Raw genomic sequence first — 21,829 nt, 5'->3', positions numbered from 1 at the left:
CCGAAGGACGGCCGGTCGGGCAGGAGCTGCGGGTCGGCCCGGTGGACCTCGATCCCGGCGACTGTCAGCCCGCCGTCGAGGACCCCGTTGGTGCTGTCCACGATGGCCACGACCGGCTCACCGAACCCGTTCAGGTGGCCGACGATCTCGGCGGCGCGGCGGGCCGGGAACCGGACGGCCGGTGCGACGGTCCGGCCGTCGGCGTCGACCACCTCCACCTCGAAGCCGGCCTTGTCCCAGGAGATTCCCGAGTAGAGCATCTGGTTTCCTTTCCGGTGTCCGGGGGCGGATCCACCCGTCCTGCCACGCGCCGGGCCTCGCGGGTGACCGCCTCCCGGTATCGGGGGGTCAACGCCTCGATCGGGGGCAGCAGGCGACACTCGACGACGCTTCCGTCCGGCCAGGGCAGGGCGAGGCCGACCAGGGGCAGGACCTCGGTCGGCGTACCGCCGTCGAACCGGGCGGCGAGCTGCGGATCGACGATCCGGTCCGCCTCGTCCAGCACCACCCCGACGTCCAGGGCGGTGACGCCGTCCACGAGACCCCGGGCCACCCCCAGTCGGGTGCCGGGGGCGGCCAGGTCGGCCACCTCCCGGGCCACCGCGGGGTACTCGGCGTTGGCGTCGGTGAAGTTGACCGCCAGGTACAGCTCGACGTCGAGTCGGGGCCACTTGGCCAGCAGGTACCGCTTGTTGTCCCGCAGCGCCCGGTAGTTCGAGGTCACGTCCCGGGAGTGCGGCAGGTGCAGCCCGGTCAGTCCGTCGCCCCGGACGATCGGCACCCCGGCCTCGGCGACCCGCAGCCCCCACTCCTGGTCCTCCGACCCCCAGACCCGGAACTCCTCGTCGAACCAGAGGTCGTGGCGGTGCAGGTCGGCGGTGGGCAGGGCCACCAGTCCGGTCCAGACCAGGGTCCAGGCCAGCGGGGTGTCGGGCAGCCGCCACCGGACGTCGTCGGGGGCGCCCTCCGGGCGCTCCAGGTCCCGCAGGACGTCGCGGTAGGCGTCGAAGGGGAGCAGGTCCCGGTCGTCCTCGACCCGGGCGTCGTACCCGTGCATCCGGCCCAGGACGCAGACCCGTTGCCCGGCGGCGAAGTGGCTGTCGTAGAGCCGAGCCAGGGCCGTCGGTGGCAACGCCACGTCGGCGTCGAGCAGGACTGTGACCTCGCCACGGGCCTGCCGCAACGCGAGGTTGCGGGCTCGGCCGACGTTCCACTCGCCACCGGCGACCACCGCGACGACCGTCAACCTGTCGTCGAACTCGGCGCAGGTGGCCAGGAACTCCGGGCAGTGGTCCACCGCCCCCACCACCACCTCGAACTCGGTACGGGGCAACGTCTGCTCCGCGAGCGCGGCGAGGACCCGGCGCAACCACGGCAGGCGCTGCCGGTACGGGATCACCACGCTGACCCTGAGCTTCTGCATCCACGCCTCCCTGCCACCATGTTGCCGGAATTGACAAAAGTTGGCAACACGAGTTGCCCGACGTGGATCAGGAGTACGCGGCGGCCTGGATCCGGTACAGCTCGGCGTAGAGGCCACCCCGGGCGATCAGGGCGTCGTGCTCGCCGACCTCGGCGATCCGCCCGTCTGCCACCACCACGATGAGGTCGGCCGTCCGGGCGGTCGAGAACCGGTGCGAGACCAGGAGGGTGATCGCCCCGGTCCGCCGCCCCGAGCGGGCCGCGTGCTCGGCGTACCGCTCGAAGAGGGCGTGCTCGGCCTGCGGGTCGAGGGCTGCGGTCGGCTCGTCGAGGACCTGGAGCAGCGGCTGTTCCCGCATGAACGCCCGACCCAACGCCAGCTTCTGCCACTGCCCGCCGGAGAGGTCGGTGCCCTCCGGGTGACCGCCGCCGAGCCGGGTCTCCAGGCCGCCGTCGAGCCGGTCCAGCAGGTCGACGGCGCGGGCCCGCTCCAGGGCGGCCAGCACCGCCGGGGTCGAGTCGATCCGGGGCAGGTCGCCCACCCCGACCGCCTCCCGCGCGGTGAACTCGAACCTGACGAAGTCCTGGAACCCGGCGGCGATCCGGGCCTGCCACTGCTGCGGCGGGATCCGACGCAGGTCGGTGCCGTCCACCAGGATCCGCCCGGCGTCCGGTCGGTGGAACCCGCACAGCAGCTTGACCAGCGACGTCTTCCCCGCCCCGTTCTCGCCGATCACCGCCACCGTCGACCCGGCCGGCAGGGTCAGGTCGACCCCGCTCAGGCTCGGCCGGTGCGCCCCCGGATAGGTGAACGACACCCCGACCAGCTCGATGCCCCGCCGCAGCCGGTCCGGGGCCCGGTGGTCCGGCTCCGGGCCGTCGGTGGCGGCCACCATGGTTCGCAGCTGACCGAGGCGGCGCAGGGTGCCGCTCATCCGGTGCAGGTCGGTGAGGAGGGTGACGGCGGTGGCCACCTGGAGGCTGACCTGCGCGGCCAGGGCGATGGAGAGGGTCACGTCGCCGACGGTGCGCCGCCCGGCCACCGCCTCCCGGACCACGAGCAGCAGTCCACCCAGGTATCCGACGGCGAAGAGCAGCTGACCGGCGGCGCGCAGCGCCGTGCCGTGCAGGTGGGCCCGGAAGAGTCGACCCGTCACCTCGGTCCAGATCGCCCGGTGCCGACGCAGCACCTCGTCGCGGAGTCGGAACACCCGCAGCTCCTTGCCGGGTGCCGGGTCGGCGGTGATTCGGAACAACCCCATCGCCACCCGGGACCGCTCGGCGGTGGCGAGCTTCGCCCGTTCGAGCACCTCCTCGGCCCGCCGCCCGGCCAGCAGCGGCGGTACGGCCAGCGGCAACAACAGCAGCAGCACCGGGTTGAGCCGGGCCAGCAGGACAGTGGTCAGCCCCATCGCCAGCGCCAAACCACCCAGTGACAGCAACGACTGGAGGGCCGTGTTGAACCGCTGGACGTCCTGGCGGACCAGGGTGATCGCGTCGACGAACTCCGGCCGCTCGTGGTGTCCGGTCCCGCCGGAGCCGTTTGCCAGCTCGATCAGCTGCCGATCCAGGTCCAGGACGCTCAGCTCGGACAACTCGTAGTAGGCGATGTGGGCGAAGTGGCCGAAGGTCAGGGCGGCGATCGCGGCGACCGCGACCAACACCCCGGCCACCGCCGCCTCCCGGGTCCGCCCGGCCAGCACCGCGTTCGTCGCACTGCGCAACGCCAGCGCGCCCAGCGGTGCGGCGACCGCCCCGGCCAGCATCAGCACCACAGCGGTGATCGTCCGGCCCCGGTGTTGCCGCCAGGCGATGCCCAGCAGCTGTCGGCAGCTCGCCAGGGTCTGCCTCATGCCCGTGCCGCCACTTCCGTCGTCGGGTCGGGATCCGACGCCGACGTCGTCGGGTCGGTCGGTGCGGTCTCCGGCGTCGGGTCGGTCGGTGACGCGGTCGGGTCGGTGAACCGCTGTGCCTGGTAGCTGAAGAGCTGCGCGTACCGGCCGTCGAGGTCCATCAGCTCGGTGTGCGAGCCCTGTTCCAGCACCCGGCCGTCGGCGAGGACGACGATGTGGTCGGCCCGGCGTACGGTGGCGAACCGGTGGGAGATCAACACCGTGGTCACCCCCCGGGTGAGACTGACGAACTCGTCGTAGAAGCGGGCTTCGGCCCGGACGTCGAGGCTGGCCGTCGGCTCGTCGAGGACCAGCACCGAGGCCCCGTGCCGGAGGGCGAACAGGGACCGGGCGATGGCCACCCGCTGCCACTGCCCACCGGAGAGGTCCACCCCGCCGGCCCGTTCCGGGGTCAGCACGGTGTCCAGGCCGTCGGGCAGGGCGAGCAGCGTGTCGGCGACCCCCGCCCGGCGGGCCGCGTCGAGGATCCCGTCGGTGTCGTCGAGGTGCTCCACCGCACCGAACCCGATGTTGTCCGCTGCCGTGGCGTCGTAGCGCAGATAGTCCTGGAAGGTGATCCCGAGCCGGGCCCGCCACGCCCCCACCGGATGGTCGCGCAGGTCCACCCCGTCGACCAGGACGGCCCCGGCGGTCGGGTCGTAGAGCCGGGCCAGCAACTTGACAAGGGTGGTCTTGCCGGCACCGTTCAACCCGACGAGGGCGGTGCAGCGACCGGCCGCAATGGTCAGGTCCAGCCCGTCGAGGACCGCCCGGTCGGTGCCCGGGTACGCGAACCCGACCCCGGTGAACCGGATCTCCCCCGGGCCGTCGGGCGTGTTGGTGGCGGTGGTCGTCTCCGGCAGGTCCCGGTGCCGGGCGGTCTTCGCCTCGACGGACCGGACGGCGTCGTACGCGTTCATTCCGAACTGGGTCTGGTCGTCGGCCTCGGGGTAGTAGTCGCCCAGCCGTACCGCCGCCAGCACCACCTGGGCCACCAGGACGAACCGGGTCAGGGCGGCCGGGTCGGCGCTCACCCCCACCGAACCGAGGACGACCCCTGTCACCAGGAGGCCGACGAGCGTCAGCCAGATGAAGGGGCGCAGGTAGACCCGGCGGCGCTCCGCCCACACCGGACGCATCCAACCCAGGTAGACCTGCTCGTACCGGTCGGCGAGCCAGCCGGTCAGGCCGTACACCCGGATCTCCTTGCCGGCCTGGCGACCCGTCGCCAGGTCCCGCAGGTAGGTGCTCTCCCGGCGGAGCGGGGCCAGCCGACGGAACACCGCCGAGTACCGGCGCAGACCACCCCGCTGGGCCTGCCGGAACAGCAGGACCGCGACGGCCACCGCGAGCGCCGCCGCCCAGGAGAAGGCGACACCGATCGCCACCACGCAGCCGGTCAGCTGGACGTAGCGGGCGACAAGTGCCAGGAGCCCGGCGCAGGCCCCGCCGGGGCTCTGGTATCCGTGTTCCAGCTCCCGACCGGCGATGGCCAGGTCGTCCCGGACGGTCTGGTCCTCGACGGCGGCCAGACCGGGATGGGCAAGGGAGGCGGTCATCAGCCGACCGAAGACGTGACCGTCGACCCGTCTGGCGACGAGCTCACCCAGGGCGGCCTGGACCGGGGTCAGCACCTGCTGGACGACCATCACCACACCGGCCAGCACCAGCATCGTCACCAGCCGTTCCCAGGCCGGCGAGTCCAACCCGTCCCGGACCGCCGCCGGGACGTGGCCGAGCAGCACACTCGTGGCGACCAGGAAGACCACCGGCAGCAGGCCCAGGACCACGTTGAGGACGAGGCCACCCACAGCGAGCGGCCACCCCGCGCGCGGGATCAGCCGGGCGACGTGCGCGCGGGCCCGTGCCGCGTCGACGATCCCGCCGAAGCGGCCGACAGCCCCGCTCACCGCCGACCCCCCGGGCCGGACTCACACCCGTCGTACGACATGCAGCAGGTACTCCTTGCGGTTGAGCGGGTTGTGGTCGGTCCGGGGCCGGTACGGCACCGGGGGGCGGACCGGTCGGTGTCCCGCGAACGTCGTCTCCAGGACGCCTTCGCCCCGGGTCGACCCGGGGATCCGTTGCCGCAGCGAGTGCACCCGGGCCGCCGGGATCTCCCCGGTCACCACCCAGGCACCCCGCCCGGGCTGCGGCGCGTCGGGCACCGCCTGCGCCCGGGCCAGTACGGGAAGCAGCGCCCCCACGGTGTCGCCCGGCAGTTCCAGCCGGAACCTGTGCACGGGCTCGTGCACCACGGTCCCGGCGCGGCGCAGCGCGTCCATCAGCACCAGGGGGGTGAGCAGCCGGAAGTCCCGGGCGGTGCTGATCATGCTGACGTATCCGGAGTGGGTCATGGTGACAGTGCAGTCGGTGACCCGCCAACCGTGCAGGCCCTGCCGGAGGGTCTCCCGGACGGCCTCCTCCACGGCCCGCAGGTAGGCGGCCGGCAGGGAACCCGGCTCGACGGCGAGGCGGAACCGGACGCCGCCGACCGGACCGGGTGTCACCCGCAGGCCGACGGTGGCGACGAACGGGTTCGTGTCGGTGTGCACCACCTCGACGGCCGCCCCGGTGCCGACAGGTAGTTCCGTGTGGATGGTGGTGGTGTCCCGGAAGGTGACCGGGATACCGGCCTCCTCGGCGAGGGTCGCCGCCAGCACCTCCTGCTGCACCTCCCCGTAGAGGGAGACCGTCGGCTCCGCCGCGACGTCGTCGCGGTCCAGCCCGATCAGCGGGTCCTGCTCGGCCAGCCGGGTCAGCGCGGTGTGCAGGGCCGACCGGTCGGCCGGGTCGGTGGGGACGACGACGGTCTGGAGGGTCGGTGGGGGGAACTGCCTGTCGGTGTCGCCCGGGGCGGCTCCCACCCGGTCGCCGATCCGTACGTCGGTCAGCCCACGCAGGACCCCGATCTCCCCTGCGTACACCGCCTCCCGAGGGGTGACCGCGTGGCCCTCCACGACGCCGAGCCCGGTGATCCGCCCCGCCGGGAGGGTCCGTCCGTCGCGGCGCAGCCGGAGCCGTTCCCGGGCCCGGACCGTCCCGGTCCGCATCCGCAGGTACGCGATCCGCTCCCCCGACCCACTCCGGTCGATCTTGAAGATCGTGCCACCGGCCGGACCGGTACGCCGCTGGGGCGGGACCGGCAGCAGCTCGGCGAGCGCGTGGACGAGGTCGCCGACCCCGGCACCGGTGATCGCCGAGCCGGCCAGCACCGGATGCACCTCCCCCCGCCCTGTCTGTCGGGCCAGTGCCCGACGCAGTCGCCCGTATCCGAGGGACCCCTCGTCGGCCACGTACGCGGCCAGCAGCGCCTCGTCGTGCTCGGCGACCAGTTCGGCGAGGCGGGCGGTGAACTCCGGATCGGCCGGCCCGTACGGGCGGAACGCGGCGGCCGGGGTGCCCGCCCCGGTGACCTCGCCCATCGGGAGCACCGCCGGGGTGAGCCGGTCGGCGACGTCGGCCAAGACCTGTGGGCAGCGCGCCCCGGCACGGTCGATCTTGTTGAGGAACAGGAGGGTGGGCACCCGGAGCCGGTGCAGGGTGCGCCAGAGGATCCGGGTCTGCGCCTGCACCCCCTCCACCGCCGAGACCACCAGGACCGCCCCGTCCAGGACGGCGAGAGCCCGCTCCACCTCGGCGATGAAGTCAGGGTGACCGGGGGTGTCGATGAGGTTGACGGTCCGGTCGTGGATCCGGAACGACACCACTGCCGACCGGATGGTGATGCCGCGCCGTCGTTCCAGCTCCGACGAGTCGGTACGGGTGCTCCCGGCATCCACGCTGCCCATCTCGTCGATGACCCCCACCGTGTACAGGAGCCGTTCGGTGAGGCTTGTCTTGCCGGCGTCGACGTGCGCGAGGATGCCGAGGTTGAGGGTGCTCATCAGGCGGGTGTCCTCTCCGGCGGGGCCGGTCGCCCTCAGTAGACCAAACCCCCGCAGGGCTGGCAACACGAATACCCGCCGCCCCACAGAACTTGTCAACAACCACCCCGACAGGCTGTCTTCTTACCTGCTCAGAGGGGTTTCCAGGACCGGAGTGAAAGTTGCCTGTCCTTTTGACAGACCCCGGCACCACTCCTACCGTCGAGGGTGCATCGACAGCGCGAGGAGGTACCACCGAGTGTCCACTTCCACCCTTCGTCCGGGCGAGGTGCCCGTCGACACCCCGCTCGTCCACCGGCTGGTCGCCGACCAGTTCCCGGACTGGGCCGACCTGCCCGTACGGCCTGTCGCCCGGTCGGGTGTGGACAATGCCACCTACCGCCTCGGCGACGACATGCTCGTCCGGCTGCCCCGGTTACCCCGCTGGGTCGGGCAGGTGCGACGGGAGCAGCGGTGGCTGCCGTACCTCGGCCCGCACCTGCCGTTGCCGATCCCGGTCCCGGTGGCGCTGGGCGCGCCCGGGGAGGGCTACCCCTTCCCCTGGTCTGTCTACCGCTGGCTGGACGGGGAGAACGCCGACCTCGACCGGATCACCGATCCGCAGGCCACCGCCGTCGAGCTGGCCGGATTCCTCACCACGTTGCAGTCGGTGGACGCCACCGACGGGCCACCGCCGGAGGCGAGCAACGGGTTCCGGGGCGTATCCCTGGCCGACCGGCGGGACTCCCCGGTGGTGGAGTCCCGGGTCCGCGACCGGATCGCGGCCCTGTCCGGCCTCTTCGACACCGAGGCGCTGACCGAGGTGTACGAGACGGCTGTCGCCGCCCCACAGTGGGACCGCCCCCCGGTGTGGATCCACGGCGACCCCGACCCGGCGAACATGCTGATGCGCGACGGGCGACTCAGCGCCGTCATCGACTTCGGCACGCTCGCCGTCGGCGATCCGGCCTGCGACCTGATCGCCGCCTGGACGTTCTTCGACGCGGCGTCCCGGGACACCTTCCGGGCCGCCATCGCTGTCGACGACGCGACCTGGACCCGGGGTCGGGCCTGGGGGCTGACCGGCATCCTGCCCGACCCGTTGGAACTCGCCGACCCGGTCGACGGGGTCGTCGCCCGCCGCAGGCTGGAAGAGATCGTCGCCGACCACCGCCGGCAACCCTGAGCCGCCCACCTCAGCCGAGAAGGAGAGTCTCATGTCCCGACAGGACGTCCACGTGGTCTTCGCGATCGACGAGCGGTACGCCCGCCCCGCCGTCGTCACCGGCCGGTCGGTCCGCCGCAACCTGCGCGACGAGGGCACCCGCCTCGTCTTCCACGTCATCGACTCGGGCCTCGCCGACGAGGGCCGGGCGGTGGTCATCGAAGGGCTGGCCGCCGAGGGCGAGGTCGAGCTGCACCGGGTCGCCGACCCGCTGGTGATGGAGGTTCCCCGCAAGTGGTGGACCGACGCCGCGCTGGGTCGGCTGCACATCGGGGCGGTGATCCCCACCGGCATCCCCCGGGTGGTCTACCTCGACGCGGACACCCTGGTCCTGGACGACCTGACCGACCTGCTCGCCGAGGACCTGGCGGGCAATGCGGTGGGGGCCGGACTCAACGAGGTCGGCCCGGCCCGGTCGCTCACCTTCGCCGACGGCCGGGCCCACCAGCACCAGACCGGGGCGCTGCCGCCGGGGCACTTCAACTCCGGGGTGCTCCTGATCGACATGGACCGGTGGCGGGCCGAACGGGCCACCGAGCGGTGCATGGAGTTGCACCGCTCGTACGGCCGGGACCTGCCCAACATCGACCAGGACATCCTGAACCACATCTTCGCCGGCCGGTGGACACCGCTGCCGGAGAAGTGGAACAAGCTCATCGAGCACTCGGTGCACGGGATCTTCGGCAACGGGCGGATGGACCACCTGACCCGTCAGGAGGGGATCGTGCACTACATCGGTGAGGTGAAGCCGTGGCACGACGCCTTCCCGGACAACCCGCTGCGCCACCGGTACGAGGAGTACGCCCTGGCCCCCGCCCGCTGACCGGGGCAACGGAGCGGGACCCCCGCCCCGGTGACGTACCGGAGCGGGGGTCCCGCCGCGCAGGGGCCCTGCCCGGCGGTGACGCAGCCGGTGCGGGCACCGCTCTCACCCAGGGCTGCCGGCGGGGGTCGGCTCGACGACGGTGCGGGCCACCCGCCCGGCCTCCTGCCGGATCCGCTCGCTGTGACTCGGGTCCAGCCGGAGCACGTCGGGCAGGATCCGAGCGGTGTCGACAGCGCCGTCGTCCTGCGGGAGACCCACGCCGACCAGCGGCAACGCCCGTGGCCGGGTCCCCCTGTCGAACAACGCCGCCACCTGCGGAGTCGGAGTGTGGTCGACGGCGTCCAGCGACGCCCCGACGACGAGCAGGGACCGCCCGACGGCAGTACCCTCGACGATCCCGAGGGTACGGCCGGGACCGGCCGCCTCGGCGACCTCCCGACGGAGGTCGTCGTAGCGTTCGGCGGTGTCGAACCAGCCGTAGGCGTACGCCATCTCCAGGTCCAGGCGCGGCCACTTGGCGATGTAGTACCGACGGTTGGCCTGGGCCGACCGCTCCTCCGCCCCGGCGTCGCGGTGATGCGGTACGTGCAGGGCGAAGACGTCGCGGCACATCAGGATGGGCGTCCCGGTCAGGTGGATCCGGAAGGCCCACTCCTGGTCCTCGGCACCCCACCCCCGGAACCCCTCGTCGAAGTAGAGGTCGTGCTCGACGATCAGGGATCGCGGCAGGGCCATCACCGCGGTCCTGGCAAAGGCCCAGGGAAACCGGACGGTGGCCGGGGCGTACCTGTCGGTCCACCGCCGGTCCAGCGGCGTCGCCCCGTCGGTGCGCAGCCCGGCCAGGACCTCCCGGTGGTGTTCCCAGGGCGGGACGGAGACGTCGTCGAGGTCCTTCTCCATGATCTCGTCGTATCCGGCCATCTGCCCGACCACGCAGACCCGCTGACCGTGGGCGAAGTGGTGGCGGTGGAGCCGGTCGAGGAAGTCGGCGGGGGCGGCCATGTCGGCGTCGAGCAGGACCACCACCTCACCGGTGGCGTGCCGCAGGGCCAGGTTGCGGGCGCGGCTCGGGTTCCACTCTCCGTCCCGCATGACCGTCACCAGGTTCAGCCTGTCGGCGTACGACCGGGCCAGTTCGGCGTACTCGGGGCAGTGTTCGAGGGCACCGACGACGACCTCGAACTCGGCGCGGTCCATCGTCTGTTCGGCGAGCGCGGCGAGGGCGATGCCGACGTTGCGCAGCCGCTGCCGGTACGGGATGACCACACTGCACTTGAGCACGTCCAGACCACCTCTCCACAGTCGTCGACCCAAGGTAACCTTTGGCAAAACACGCCGCAATCTGACAACATGCTTGGCAACCAGGTGCCCGTCAGACGGAGATGGAGGCCGGTCAGGATGCCCGAGGAAGACCACCAGCTGCCGTATCGTCAGGTTCTCGACGCCGCGCTGACCTGGGTCTGCGCCGCTCACGACGCCACCGGGGGCAACGGCGTCTCCGCCGGGTACGACCTGCGTACCGGCTGGCAACCGACGTACCCGGAGACCAGTGGTTACCTGATCCCGACCCTGCTGCGCGGGGCCGTCGCCCTGGACCGGCCGGAGCTGGCCGACCGGGCGGCCCGGATCGGTGGGTGGCTGCTCGGACTGCAACGCCCGGACGGGAGCTTTCCCGGTGGCACCGGCACCGAGGGTCCTGCGGTGGTCTTCGACACCGGGCAGATCCTGCTCGGCCTGTCGGCCCTGCACCGGCACACAGGGGGGCCGGAGCTGTCGGAGTCGGCGGTCCGCGCCGGAGACTGGCTGCTCGACGCGCAGCAGCCGTCGGGCGCCTGGCTGTCGCACTTCGACCACCCCAACACCTACTCGTCCCGGGTGACCTGGGCGCTGGCCGAGCTGTGGCGGGCCACCGGCGAACCGGCGTACCTCGCCGGGGTCCGCCGGTCGTTGGCCTGGCTGCTGGAGCAGGTACGACCCGACGGCTGGATCGACGGAATGTCCTTCAGCGCCGAACACACCGCCTGGACCCACACGATCGGGTACGCGCTGCGCGGCCTGCTGCGCTGCGCGGACCTGGTCGAGGCGGAGCTGCCCGACGCGGCCCGACGCTGCGCGGACGCCGCGGTGACCTGCGCGGTACGGCTGGCCGGGGTACGGACCGACCTGGACCCCCTGCTGCCCGGCGAGATCGGCCCCGGGTTCACCCCGCTCGTCGACTACGCCTGCCTCACCGGGGACGCCCAGTTCGTCACCGTCTGGCTGGACGTGGCCCGCCGGACCGGCGACGAGACAGTGCGCGGGCGTGCCGTCGCGGTGCTGGACCGGCTGGCCGGACTCCAGGTCCACCAGCCGTTGGAGCCGGCCGCCGTCGGCGCCCTCGCCGGTTCCTGGCCGTTGTCGGGTGGCTTCGAGCCGCTGGCCTTCCCCAACTGGGCGGCCAAGTTCCTCGCCGACGCCGTCCTGGAACACGCCGCCGACGCCCGCCGACGCCACCCGGCCCTGACCGCCGAACGGTCCTGACCGCCGAACGGTCCTGACACCCGGACCGGCCTGACCGCCACTCGGCCCTGATACCCGGACCGGCCGGGCCCGCCCGGTCGCCACACCGAATCGCGGGAGGTCGCGGTCAACCGGCGTCGGCGAGGACCTCGGCGATCACGTGCCGGGAGTTGGCGGCGAGCACCGGGTTGGTCTCCCGGTAGTAGGGCAGCTGGATCAGCGCGATGGAGAGCGCCCACGCCCGACCGCGTAGCCACGTCGCCTCGTCCACGCCGAGTGCGTCCCGGAACACCGGCCGGGCGTCGGCGGGCAGCAGGTTCCATGCCACGGAGAGGTCCACTGTGGGGTCACCGACCCCGACCCCCGCGAGGTCGATGACGGCGGCGAGGGTCCCGTCCTCGTGGACCAGCACGTTGCCCGGGGAGAGGTCACCGTGGCACCAGGCGACCGACGTCGATCCGGCGGCCGGACGCAGCGCGTCGGCCCAGACCGCCGTCACCGCATCGGTGTCCACCACACCGTCCAGTGCGGCGATCGCGGCGCGGGTGTCGTCGTCCCGGGCGGCCAGTGGCACCCCCCGACCTGCCGGTGGGCCGTCGGTCGGGTCGACACGGCGCAGCTCCCTGACGAATCCGGCCAGGTCGACGGCGAGCCGGTCGGCTCGGGTGACCCGACCGGCGAGCGGGTTGCGCCCCGGCAGCCAGGGCAGGACCGACCAGGGGAACGGGTAGCCCGCTGCGGGACGGCCGGACGCGACGGGCACCGGTACCGCCACCGGGAGGTGGGGGGCGAGTCGGGGTGCCCACCGGAGTTCCCGGGCGATGGCGTCGACGGCGGACGGGATCCGGGGCAACCGGACGACCAGTTCGTCGCCGAGACGGTACATCGCGTTGTCGGTGCCGGAGGAGGCGACCGGTTCGACGGCCAGGTGCGCCCAGCGGGGCAGCTGGGCGGCGACCAGCCGACCGACAAGCGACACGTCGGTGTGCACCTCGTCGGCGTGCATCCGTACCGGGGTCACGACGGTTCCTCTTCTCCCGAGGGGGCGACGGTGACGGGCCGTCGTTCCCGGGAACGACGGCCCGTCGAGGATCTCACAGCGGCTGTCACGGCCAGTCGATGTCCGAGCTGGCGTGGGCTGCCACCGCGTCCCCCCTCACCGGTAGGGCTCCCCGCGCGGAACCGGTGATCACAGCGGCCGAGACGAACAGCGCTGCGGCTTGGTAGGAGTGGATGAACATCCGACTGACGCACCAGGTGACCATGCTGATGTCTCTCCCCCGAACGGAACCATTTCCGTCAATGCATGTCTCCCGGCGGGGGCATTTCTAAACGGTCGCAGTCGATCGAATCCACCTGTCAGGACGGCGACGGTTCAGGCCTGTGGTTCGTACTCGGTGAAGTGCCGTTCGGCGAAGAGGTCCGGCCACCTGCCCTGGTCCAGCCCCAGGTCCCGGGCCCGCCGCAGGGCGTGCCGCCAGTACGGCTTCACCGGGGGCCACCCGGTGCCGGCCTGGCAGTACGACGAGTCGAGGAAGTACCTGTCGCTGCCCCGTCCGGCGGGCAGGGCACGTCGGGCGTGGAACAGCGCCGAGTGCACCACCACCGTCGAGCCGGGTGGCAGCCGGTCCAGGACCACCTCCCCGGGCAGCGGGTCGGTGCCGGCCCCAGCCCGGGCGTCCTTGGCGGCCACCTCCCGGTGCGAGCCGGGCAGGACCACCAGTGACGCGGTCTCCTCGGTGAGCCCGTCCAGGTAGTGCAGAGCGTGGATCATGGCGTACCGGCGGTCGGTCTGCGGACGCTGTTCGTAGTCGTGGTGCCAGGGCTTACCCGGGCGCTCCGGCTCCTGCCTGTCGCTGTGCAGGTGGTGGAAGGCGAAGGCCGGCCCCATCAACTGGGCCAGGAGTTCCATCAACGGCGGGTGGGCGACCAGTCGACCGTGGGCGGGCAGCTCCAGTTCCAGGATCTCGGGCAACCCGTTGCGCTCGGGGTCGGTGGCGCAGGCGATGGAGCGGGCCCGCAGGCCGTCGTCGACCCAGCGGTCCACCTCCGGCCGGAGTCGGGTGACCAGGTCGTCGGGGAGGAAGGCGGGCAGGACCAGGAACCCGTCCCGGTGGAACCGCTCGACCTCGGTCGGCGACAGCGGGGCGGGGGCTTCGGCGGTCAGGGCAGTCAGTGCCATTGCGGTGTCTCCGCTCTGGTCGGCACCGGGGCGAACGGCGGGGTCCACCGCCGGTGGGGGTGGTCGGAAAGGGGCGACCGGGTTCAGGCGACCGAAGCCGGGGCGGGTACGGCCAGCTGACCGGCGGGGACGAAGCGGTAGCCGCGTTCGTGCAGCCCCTCGATGATGGCCGGCAGCGCGGCCACGGTCTGGGACCTGTCGCCTCCCCCGTCGTGCAGCAGGATCACCGACCCCGGCCGGGCCTGTTCCACTGTGATCCGGGCGATGGTGTCCGCCCCGGGCATCGCCCAGTCGAAGGGCTCCACGTCCCAGAGCACCACCTGCGGGTCCAGCTCGGCCAGCCAGCGCATGACCTGTGGCGTCCGGGAGCCGTACGGGGGTCGGAAGAGGGTCGGTACCGCCGCTCCGGTCCGCTCGACCGCCTCGGCGGTCCGCTCGATCTGGGCCGCCAGCTCCGACCGGGTCAGCTCGGGCAGGAAGGGGTGGGACCAGGTGTGGTTGGCCACCTCGTGGCCCTGTTCCCGCATCCGGGCCACCTCGTCGGGGTACCCGCCGACGTGGAGTCCGACGCAGAAGAACGTCGCCGGGACCCCGTACCGTTCCAGGACGTCGAGGACCTGCCCGGTGTACGGCGGCTGCGGGCCGTCGTCGAAGGTCAGCGCGACCTCGGGGCGGTTCCGGTCGCCGTGTCGCAGGCAGCGCCCGGCGGCGGTGAGCGCGTCAAGCTCCGGGGCGCTGGCGGCGATCCCCGCCTCCAGGTCCGACTCCCGGCCGGTCTGGGTGCCCCGACGGGGGTCGAGTCGGGTCAGCGCGGTCAGGTCCCGCTGGGCGGCCCGGGCCAGGTCGAGGGCGGAGACCGAGCCGAAGGCCGGGCGGGACGGCAGCACCGGCGGGTCGGCGCGGTGGACTGTCAGGCCGGCGGACATCATCCGGCCGTCGAGGATGCCGTTGGTGCTGTCCACCACTGTGACCAGCGCCCCGTCGGCCGGGCCCGACCCGCCGGACGGGGGTCGGGCCGCCGCGAGGTGGCGGATCAGGTCGTCGATCCGGTCCCGGCCGAACCGGGCGCGAGGGCGTACCGACCCGCCGGTGTCGTCCACCGTCTCGACCGTGTAACCGTCGGTGCCCCAGGCGACTCCCGCGTACCACATGCCGATGTCCTTCCCTCGCCGGATTTCACGTCACCTCCGACATTGACAAATGTTGCCTACAGTTGTCAACACTTGGCAAGTCGGTGGAGTGCCCGGACCTCCCCTCAACCCGCCGACGGCAGCGCCGCCGTCAACCGCTCCACCAGCAGGTCGGCCCCGGCGTCGTCGATCACCAACGGCGGGACCGCCATCACCGCCGCGCCCTGCCGCCGCAGCAGCAGACCCCCGGCCCGCGCCCGGTCCAGCACGCCGAGGGCCGCCTCCTCGGTGGCCATCTCCAGGACCACCACCAACCCCAACCGGCGTACGTCGACCACCTCGCCCGCCCCGGCCAGGTGTGCCAGCCGGGCCGACATCCGCGCACCGAGCGTCTCGGCCCGCTCGACCAGGTTCTCCTTCTCCAGCACGTCCAGGGTGGCCAGGGCTGCCGCACAGGCGACGGCGTGCCCGGAGGTGGTGTGGCCGTACCGCAGCCCACCGATGACCGGATCGGCGGCGAACCCCTCGAACACGTGCTCACCTGCGGTCACCGCGGCGATCGGCACGTACCCACCGGCCAGTCCCTTGCTGGAGACCAGCACGTCCGGGGCGACCCCGTCCCGGGCACAGCAGAACATCGCCCCGGCCCGCCCGTACGCGGTGAACACCTCGTCGACCACCAGGAGCGCCCCGGTCGCGTCGCAGAGCGCCCGCAGCCCGGCCAGGAAGCCCGGGGGCAGGACCACCCCGCCCCCGACGTTGAGGAAGGGCTCGACCACCACCGCCGCCGGCGGGTTGTCCGGATCGGCCAGGACGGCCCGCTCGAAGGCGTCGAGCAGCACCGGCAGCGCCTCCGGGCGTCGCAGCTCCCTCGGCGGCAGGGGCAGATCGACAAGGGTGACCGGCAGCGGGGCGGTCATCGGATGCCGACACCGGGGCAGGGCCGACAGACTCCGACCGAGGATCGTCGCCCCCTGGTACCCCCTGGCGAAGGCGACCACCCGGGACCGGGGGCGGCCCCGGTGCGCGGCATGCCCCACCGCCATTATCAGGGCCGCGTCGAACCCCTCGGACCCGCTGTTGACGAAGAGCGTCCGGCTCAACGGGGCGGGCAGGTACGAGGCGATCCGTTCGGCCAGTGCGCCGAGCAGGTCGTGGCTGGTCATCGAGACGTCCACCTGGTGCAGCCGCCCGGCCTGCTCGGCGACGGCCCGGACCACGTCCGGGTGGGCGTATCCGCAGGTCGAGTTCAACGCCGAGCCCTCGATGTACTCCCGGCCGTCGAGGTCGAAGATCCGGTACCCGTCGGCGTGGGTGAACGTCGTGCCGGACCGGTCGGCCCCGACCGGGGTCCAGGTGTGCCAGACGTGTCGTCGGTCCCGTTCGCGCACCAGGTCGGGGTCGGCGTGCCGGGGGGTGGGTCGTACCGCGTCGATGGAGGCCATCTGCTGCTCCTCGGGGGAAGGACCGAGCCACGTCGTCCGCTCCTGCGGGACGGATCGGCTGGGTCGGGTTTCGGCTCCCACGCCTTGACAAAGTTGTGCCACAACCTTACCAAGATTTGCCAACTCCGCACCCGGGTCGACCTGGACCGACGGCCGTCCCGAAGAGAAAATCGCACCCCCGACCGCATTTGGCGGCTGTGGCACGATTTGTCAAGCGGGCAATGGTTGGCCATACTGGGGACGTGCTCGAACAACCGGTCTTCGGTCAACGCCTGCGGGCGCTGCGGGTCAAGCAGGGCCTGTCCCAGGCCGCACTCGCCGGTGACGGCATGTCCACCGGCTACCTGTCCCGGCTGGAGTCCGGCGCCCGCCGCCCCACCACCCGGGTGGTGACCCACCTGGCGGAGCGCCTCGGCGTACCGACATCGGAGTTCGAGGCCCCGGCAAACGGCGAGAACGGGCACCCGGCGGTGCAGACCTCGTCCCTGGCCCACCTGCTCGCCGCCGTCATCTCCGGTACGCCCGACGACGAACTCGGGGAGACCCTCGCCGAGGCGCTGCGGACCGGAGACCGCTGGGACGCGGCGCTGCGGTGGCAGGCGCTGTGGCTGTTGGCCCAGCTCCGCGACGGTCAGGGCCGGCACGAGGAGGAGCACTCCCTGCTCACCGAGCTGACCCAGCTCAGCGACGAACTCGGCACCCCGGCGCTCCGGGCCCGCGCCCGGACCCAGCTGTCCCGGTGCGCCCGGCTGCTCGGGGACAACGCCGCCGCCAGGGACCACGCGTTGCAGGCCAGCCGGGTGACCGACGACCTGTCGGTGGCCGACCGCGCCGGGGTCCTGCACGCCCTGGTCTCCGCCGAGGCGGAGCTGGGGCTGCTGGTCGAGGCCCGGACCCACGCCGACGAGCTGTCAGCGCTCACCGCGCCGACCGGCGGTCCGCTGCGGGTGGAGGCGCTCTGGGCGGCAGCCACGGTACGCATCCGCCAGGGTGACCACACCGGCGCCCAGGAAGTGCTGGAGCAGGCCCTGCAGAGCCTCGACAGCCGACAGGACCTGACGCTCTGGGTCCGGTTGCGACTCGCCGCCGCCTCCCTCTACCTCCAGATCACCCCGGCCCTGACCGACCGCGCCCAGGTCTACCTCGACGAGGTGGCCCCCGCCCTCGACCTGGTCGGCACCGAGCTGCACCACCAGCAGCTCCTGACGCTCCGCGCCCACCTCGCGTTCGAGCAGGGACGCCTGGACGACGCGAGGGCCGTCTGCGAACAGATCGACGAGCAGGCGCTCCTGCTCTCCTTCCGGGACCGGATCCGGTTCCGGGCGCTGTGCGGCCGACTGAGCATCCTCGGCGGTGACCGCGACGGCGGCATCCAGACCCTCCAGCACCTCGCCGAACAGGCGCAGGAGGCACGCAACGCCGAACTGGCCGCCGAGATCTGGCGGACCCTCGCGGAGACCCTGGCCCGGGGGTACGAACCGGTGGAGGCCAAGTCGCCCCGCCGGACCGCCACCCGCACCCGTCGCTGACCAGCCGGACGCCCGGCCCCGGACGCGGTGTCCGGGACCGGGCGTCGTCCGACACCGGTCAGCAGCGACGTCCGCTGCGCTCCAACAGCCGACGCAACCAGTCCTCCCGGGCCCGCTTGGCGGTGCCCGAGACGATCGCCTCCGGCACCCACTCGTCGAAGCTGTGGAAGGCACCGGACCAGACGTGCAGCTCCGCCTCCCCACCTGCCTGCCAGATCCGGGTGGCGTAGTCGACCGCCTCGTCACGCAGCGCCTCCACCGACCCGACGTCGATGAAGGCCGGGGGCAGACCGGCCAGCTCCTCGGCCCGGGCCGGTGCCGTGTACGGCGACACCTCCCCGGTCCCCCGGCGGGCACCGAGCAGGGCGGTCCAGCCGTACCGGTTCGAGGTGCCGTCCCACAGCCCGGCGGTGGCGAGTTGGAGCTGCGAGGGGGCGGCACACCTGTCGTCGAGCATCGGGCACTGCAACATCTGGCCGAGGAGGCGGGGACCGTGTCGGTCCCGGGCCGTCAGGGCCAGGCCGGCGGCAAGGCACCCCCCGGCGCTGTTCCCGCTGACCACGATCCGGTCCGGGTCGAGCCCCAGGTCGGCGGCGTGCTCGGCGGTCCAGAGCAACCCGGCGTAGCAGTCCGCCAGCGGTGCCGGGTCGGGGTGCTCGGGGGCGAGCCGGTACTCCACCGCCACCACCGCCAGCCCGAGCGCCTCGGCCCGGTCCAGCTCGTCGGCGAGCTCGACGCTGCGGGTGCCGCCCGCCACCATCCCCCCACCGTGGGTGTTGTAGATGACCGGGTAGGGCCCCGCCCCGGTCGTCGGACGGCAGACCAGCAGCCGGATGTCGGGATCGCCCGGTGGGCCGGGGACCGTCAGTTCCCGCAGGTCGAACGCGCCGCCCCGACGGATCTCGTCGTCGGGGAGGCGACCGGCGACGGTCCTGGCCCGCCGGTCCGCGACCAGACCGGGACCGAGCGGGCCGGGCAGGTCGGCGAGGATCCGGGTCAGGGGTGCCGCCAGCTCGTGGTCCACCGGCGGCGGTGGGCCCACGGGCCGGTCGGCACCGAGCCGGACGGCCGCGGTCACCGGGGCACCCCCGCCAGGTCGTCGAGCAGCTCGTACGGCGGCTGGTCGACAAGGTAGAAGTGGTGGCCGGGGACGACGTGCTCCCGGAATCCGGCATCGGTCAGCTCCGGCCACGGTCGACGGTCGGCGTCCGCGTCGACGTCCCCGACGACGGTGGTGACCGGGCAGTGCAGGACCGGATCGGTGCGGTGCCGGTAGCTGTGGAACATCTCCCCGTCGCTGCGGATGTAGGGCAGGACCAGCTCCTGGAAGAACGGGTCGTCGAGCATCGCCCGGTCAGTCCCGCCCAGCTCGGCCAGGCGCAGGGCCAGGTCGTCGCCGTCGGAGTCGTCGGGTTCCGGCGGGGGCAGCGGGGCGGCACGCGAGCCGGAGGCGACCAGGTGGGCGGGGCGTACGCCCCGGTCCTGGAGGGCCCGGGCGGTCTCCAGGGCGACCACCGCCCCCATGCTGTGTCCGAACAGGACCAGCGGCAGGTCAGCCCGCTCGGTGAGGACGTCGGCGACGTCGGCGGCGAGCCGGGTCAGGTCGGACGGGAGCGGCTCGTCGATCCGCTCCGCCCGACCGGGATAGCGCACGGCGAGGACCTCGGTGCCGGGCAGGTGCCGACCCCAGTCCCGGAAGAAGGTGGCCGACCCCCCGGCGTGCGGGAAGGCGACGAGCCGACGTCGGGGGTCCGGGCACTCGACCGCGCGGTGCAACCAGCGGTCCCCGTCGCCGGTCATGAGGTCCGCTCCCGGGTGGCGGCCGACCGGCGGGCCCGGATGGCCTGGGTACGCCTGGCCACCGCCTGGGCCCGGCGGGCCACCGCCGGGGACCGGTCCGGCCGGTTGCGTCCGGGGCGGACACCACCGGCGGCGACCAGGGCGGCCTGCGCCGAGACGGTCGGGTGCTGGAAGAGCGCCACCACCGACGGGCGTACCCCGGTGTGCCGCTCCAGGGCGTCCTGGAGCTGGAACATCGCCAACGAGTGCCCGCCGAGGTCGAAGAAGTTGGCGTCGGCCGGAACCTCGTCGACCTTGAGCACCTCGGTCCAGGCCGCCACCACCGCCGTCCGACCGGCCGCCGTGGTCCCGTCGGCACCTCCCGTCGGTACGTCCTCCGGACCGGCCGCTCCCGAGACCGGCTGCGGCTCGTCGGCGGCGGCGCGCAGCTGCTCCCGGTCCACCTTGCCGCTGAAGGTCAGCGGGAAGTGCGCCAGCACCCGGATCCGGGCGGGCACCATGACCGTCGGCAGCCGGTCGGCGAGCAGCCGACGTACCTGCTCCGGGTCGGTGTCGGAGTCGGCCTGGACGAACCCGACCAGGGTGACACCCTCGGCGTCGGGTACGACCACCGCGTCGTGGACGCCGGGCACCGTCCGCAGCGCCGCCTCGACCGCGCCCAGCTCGACCCGGTGACCCCGGATCTTGACCTGGTGGTCGCGGCGTCCCACGAAGTGCAGGGTCCCGTCGGGGTTCCACAGCGCCCGGTCGCCGGTGCGGTACAGCAGCGCGGCGTCGTCGTCGGCGAAGGGGTCCTTCACGAACGCCCGGGCGGTGGCCTCCGGGCGGCCCAGGTAGCCGGCCGTCACCCCGGCCCCGCCGACGCACAGCTCCCCCTCGACCCCCCTCGGCACCGGGCGCAGTTCGTCGTCGAGCAGGTAGATCCGGGCACCCGGGACGGGCCGTCCGATCGAGACCGGACCCGGCCGGGTCAGCCGGTGCCAGGTCGCCCAGACGGTGGCCTCGGTGGGGCCGTACTCGTTGACCAGGGCCGTCCGCGGGGATCGGGCGAAGTGCCTGTCGACGAGCGGCTGCGGTAACGGCTCACCGGCGACCACCACGGTGTCCAGCGACGCCAGGGGGTCCGCCTCGGCCCGGTCGGCGGCGTCCAGCAGCACTCCGTACAGCGACGGGACGCAGAGCAGCTGGGTGACCTCGTGCCGACGGACGAGGTCGAGCAGACGCTGCGGGTCGCGTACCTCGTCGCGGGTGGCGACCACGAGGGTGCCGCCTGCGGTCAGGGTGCCCCACAGCCCGGCGACCGAGGAGTCGAAGGCCAGCGGCGAAACCAGCAGGAAGACCGGGGCACCGGGGTACACCATCCGCCGGGCCAGGGTGGAGGCGGCCAGGTGGCAGTGGTTGACCTGGACCCCCTTCGGCTCACCGGTGCTGCCGGAGGTGTAGATCAGGTAGGCCGGGTCGTCGTCGCCCACCACGACGTCGGCCCGGTCGGCATCGCCGACGGTCGGCGCACCGGCCGCGTCGCCCCCGGCGACCACCGGTACGGCCGTCCCGGCGATCCGGGTCGCGTCCACCCCGTCCCCGGTGACCACTGCGGTGACACCGGCGTCGGTGAGCACCTCGGCGATCCGTCGGTCCGGCCACCCGGCGTCCACCGGAACGTAGGCGGCACCGGCGCGCAGGATGCCGAGTACGGCGGCGACCGCCGTCGGGGACGGCTCGGCGAGCACCCCCACCCGGTCCCGGGGGACGACCCCGGCCTCGGTCAGCGCCTCGGCGATCCGGGCGGCGTGGGCGTCGAGTTCCCGGTAGGTGAGGGTGGTGCCGTCCCCGCGTACTGCGGGATGGTCGGGGCGGTCGACGGCGAACCGGGCGACCGCCTGGTGCACCGGCTCCCGGCCGGTCTGCGGCAACGGTTCGCCACGGCCGAGGGCGATCGGGTCGGGTCGAGCGGGCTCCGCTGTCGGATCTCCCGAGGTCCCCCGCAGGTCAGTGTCGATCATGGCTTCTCCT

The 21,829-nt window shown here is 73.2% G+C and carries 16 protein-coding genes; 4 read left to right on the top strand and 12 right to left on the bottom strand.

From position 1 onward, the window contains the following. Positions 1-130 precede the first annotated feature (130 nt). From ABT336_RS05060 to ABT336_RS05045, 4 genes are all read right to left on the bottom strand, one after another. Positions 131-1,423, bottom strand: coding sequence for a glycosyltransferase family 2 protein (locus tag ABT336_RS05060; RefSeq protein WP_350895210.1), 1,293 nt, complete (start codon positions 1,421-1,423; stop codon positions 131-133). A gap of 67 nt (positions 1,424-1,490) precedes the next feature. Further along, the gene (locus ABT336_RS05055) at positions 1,491-3,275 is read right to left on the bottom strand and encodes an ABC transporter ATP-binding protein (protein ID WP_350895209.1); all 1,785 of its coding nucleotides are present in this window, start codon (positions 3,273-3,275) and stop codon (positions 1,491-1,493) included. Continuing rightward, positions 3,272-5,224: an ABC transporter ATP-binding protein gene (locus ABT336_RS05050; RefSeq protein ID WP_350895208.1), complete on the bottom strand. Its 1,953-nt coding sequence runs from the start codon at positions 5,222-5,224 to the stop codon at positions 3,272-3,274. The genes ABT336_RS05055 and ABT336_RS05050 overlap by 4 nt, the downstream gene beginning before the upstream one ends. A gap of 21 nt (positions 5,225-5,245) precedes the next feature. Then, positions 5,246-7,201 (bottom strand): GTP-binding protein, encoded by a 1,956-nt coding sequence (locus ABT336_RS05045; protein WP_350895207.1) that lies wholly within the window; start codon positions 7,199-7,201, stop codon positions 5,246-5,248. Between the two features lie 238 nt (positions 7,202-7,439). On the opposite strand from ABT336_RS05045, the gene ABT336_RS05040 reads away from it, so the two are divergent. Next, positions 7,440-8,366: an aminoglycoside phosphotransferase family protein gene (locus ABT336_RS05040; protein WP_350895206.1), complete on the top strand. Its 927-nt coding sequence runs from the start codon at positions 7,440-7,442 to the stop codon at positions 8,364-8,366. A gap of 31 nt (positions 8,367-8,397) precedes the next feature. Further along, on the top strand, positions 8,398-9,228 hold the full coding sequence (locus tag ABT336_RS05035) for a glycosyltransferase family 8 protein (protein WP_350895205.1): 831 nt from the start codon (positions 8,398-8,400) through the stop codon (positions 9,226-9,228). 105 nt (positions 9,229-9,333) lie between these two features. Here ABT336_RS05035 and ABT336_RS05030 read toward each other — a convergent pair whose 3' ends face one another. Further along, a complete protein-coding gene (locus ABT336_RS05030; RefSeq protein ID WP_350895204.1) occupies positions 9,334-10,512 on the bottom strand; it encodes a glycosyltransferase family 2 protein in 1,179 nt (392 codons plus the stop codon). Positions 10,513-10,629: 117 nt separating this feature from the next. Here ABT336_RS05030 and ABT336_RS05025 point away from each other — a divergent pair, with 117 nt between their 5' ends. Beyond that, the gene (locus tag ABT336_RS05025) at positions 10,630-11,751 is read left to right on the top strand and encodes a prenyltransferase/squalene oxidase repeat-containing protein (RefSeq protein WP_350895203.1); all 1,122 of its coding nucleotides are present in this window, start codon (positions 10,630-10,632) and stop codon (positions 11,749-11,751) included. 106 nt (positions 11,752-11,857) lie between these two features. On the opposite strand, the gene ABT336_RS05020 is transcribed toward ABT336_RS05025, so the two are convergent. From ABT336_RS05020 to ABT336_RS05005, 4 genes are all read right to left on the bottom strand, one after another. Further along, positions 11,858-12,751, bottom strand: coding sequence for an aminoglycoside phosphotransferase family protein (locus ABT336_RS05020; protein ID WP_350895202.1), 894 nt, complete (start codon positions 12,749-12,751; stop codon positions 11,858-11,860). 354 nt (positions 12,752-13,105) lie between these two features. Next, positions 13,106-13,912 (bottom strand): phytanoyl-CoA dioxygenase family protein, encoded by an 807-nt coding sequence (locus ABT336_RS05015; protein ID WP_350895201.1) that lies wholly within the window; start codon positions 13,910-13,912, stop codon positions 13,106-13,108. 83 nt (positions 13,913-13,995) lie between these two features. Further along, positions 13,996-15,063: a polysaccharide deacetylase family protein gene (locus ABT336_RS05010; RefSeq protein ID WP_350895200.1), complete on the bottom strand. Its 1,068-nt coding sequence runs from the start codon at positions 15,061-15,063 to the stop codon at positions 13,996-13,998. Between the two features lie 104 nt (positions 15,064-15,167). Further along, a complete protein-coding gene (locus tag ABT336_RS05005) occupies positions 15,168-16,487 on the bottom strand; it encodes an aminotransferase family protein (protein WP_350895199.1) in 1,320 nt (439 codons plus the stop codon). A gap of 242 nt (positions 16,488-16,729) precedes the next feature. Between ABT336_RS05005 and ABT336_RS05000 the strand changes: the two genes are divergently transcribed. Beyond that, positions 16,730-18,016, top strand: a complete 1,287-nt coding sequence (locus ABT336_RS05000; protein WP_350895198.1) for a helix-turn-helix domain-containing protein — start codon at positions 16,730-16,732, stop codon at positions 18,014-18,016. A 58-nt stretch (positions 18,017-18,074) separates the two neighbouring features. Here the strand turns inward: ABT336_RS05000 and ABT336_RS04995 are convergent, their stop codons facing one another. From ABT336_RS04995 to ABT336_RS04985, 3 genes are read right to left on the bottom strand one after another with little or no spacing between them, the layout of a single operon-like run. After that, positions 18,075-19,094 (bottom strand): alpha/beta hydrolase, encoded by a 1,020-nt coding sequence (locus tag ABT336_RS04995; RefSeq protein WP_350895197.1) that lies wholly within the window; start codon positions 19,092-19,094, stop codon positions 18,075-18,077. Then, complete coding sequence (locus tag ABT336_RS04990; RefSeq protein WP_350895196.1) at positions 19,091-19,816, bottom strand: thioesterase II family protein; 726 nt, start codon at positions 19,814-19,816, stop codon at positions 19,091-19,093. The genes ABT336_RS04995 and ABT336_RS04990 overlap by 4 nt, the downstream gene beginning before the upstream one ends. Further along, a complete protein-coding gene (locus ABT336_RS04985) occupies positions 19,813-21,819 on the bottom strand; it encodes a non-ribosomal peptide synthetase (RefSeq protein WP_350895195.1) in 2,007 nt (668 codons plus the stop codon). The genes ABT336_RS04990 and ABT336_RS04985 overlap by 4 nt, the downstream gene beginning before the upstream one ends. Positions 21,820-21,829 lie beyond the last annotated feature (10 nt).

Origin of the sequence: Micromonospora sp. NPDC000207 (assembly GCF_040300925.1) — a bacterium.
In the GTDB taxonomy this organism is placed as follows: Bacteria; Actinomycetota; Actinomycetes; order Mycobacteriales; family Micromonosporaceae; genus Micromonospora.
The sequence above is the reverse complement of the archived record's forward strand: the minus strand, read 5'-3'. Positions and strand labels throughout refer to the sequence as shown.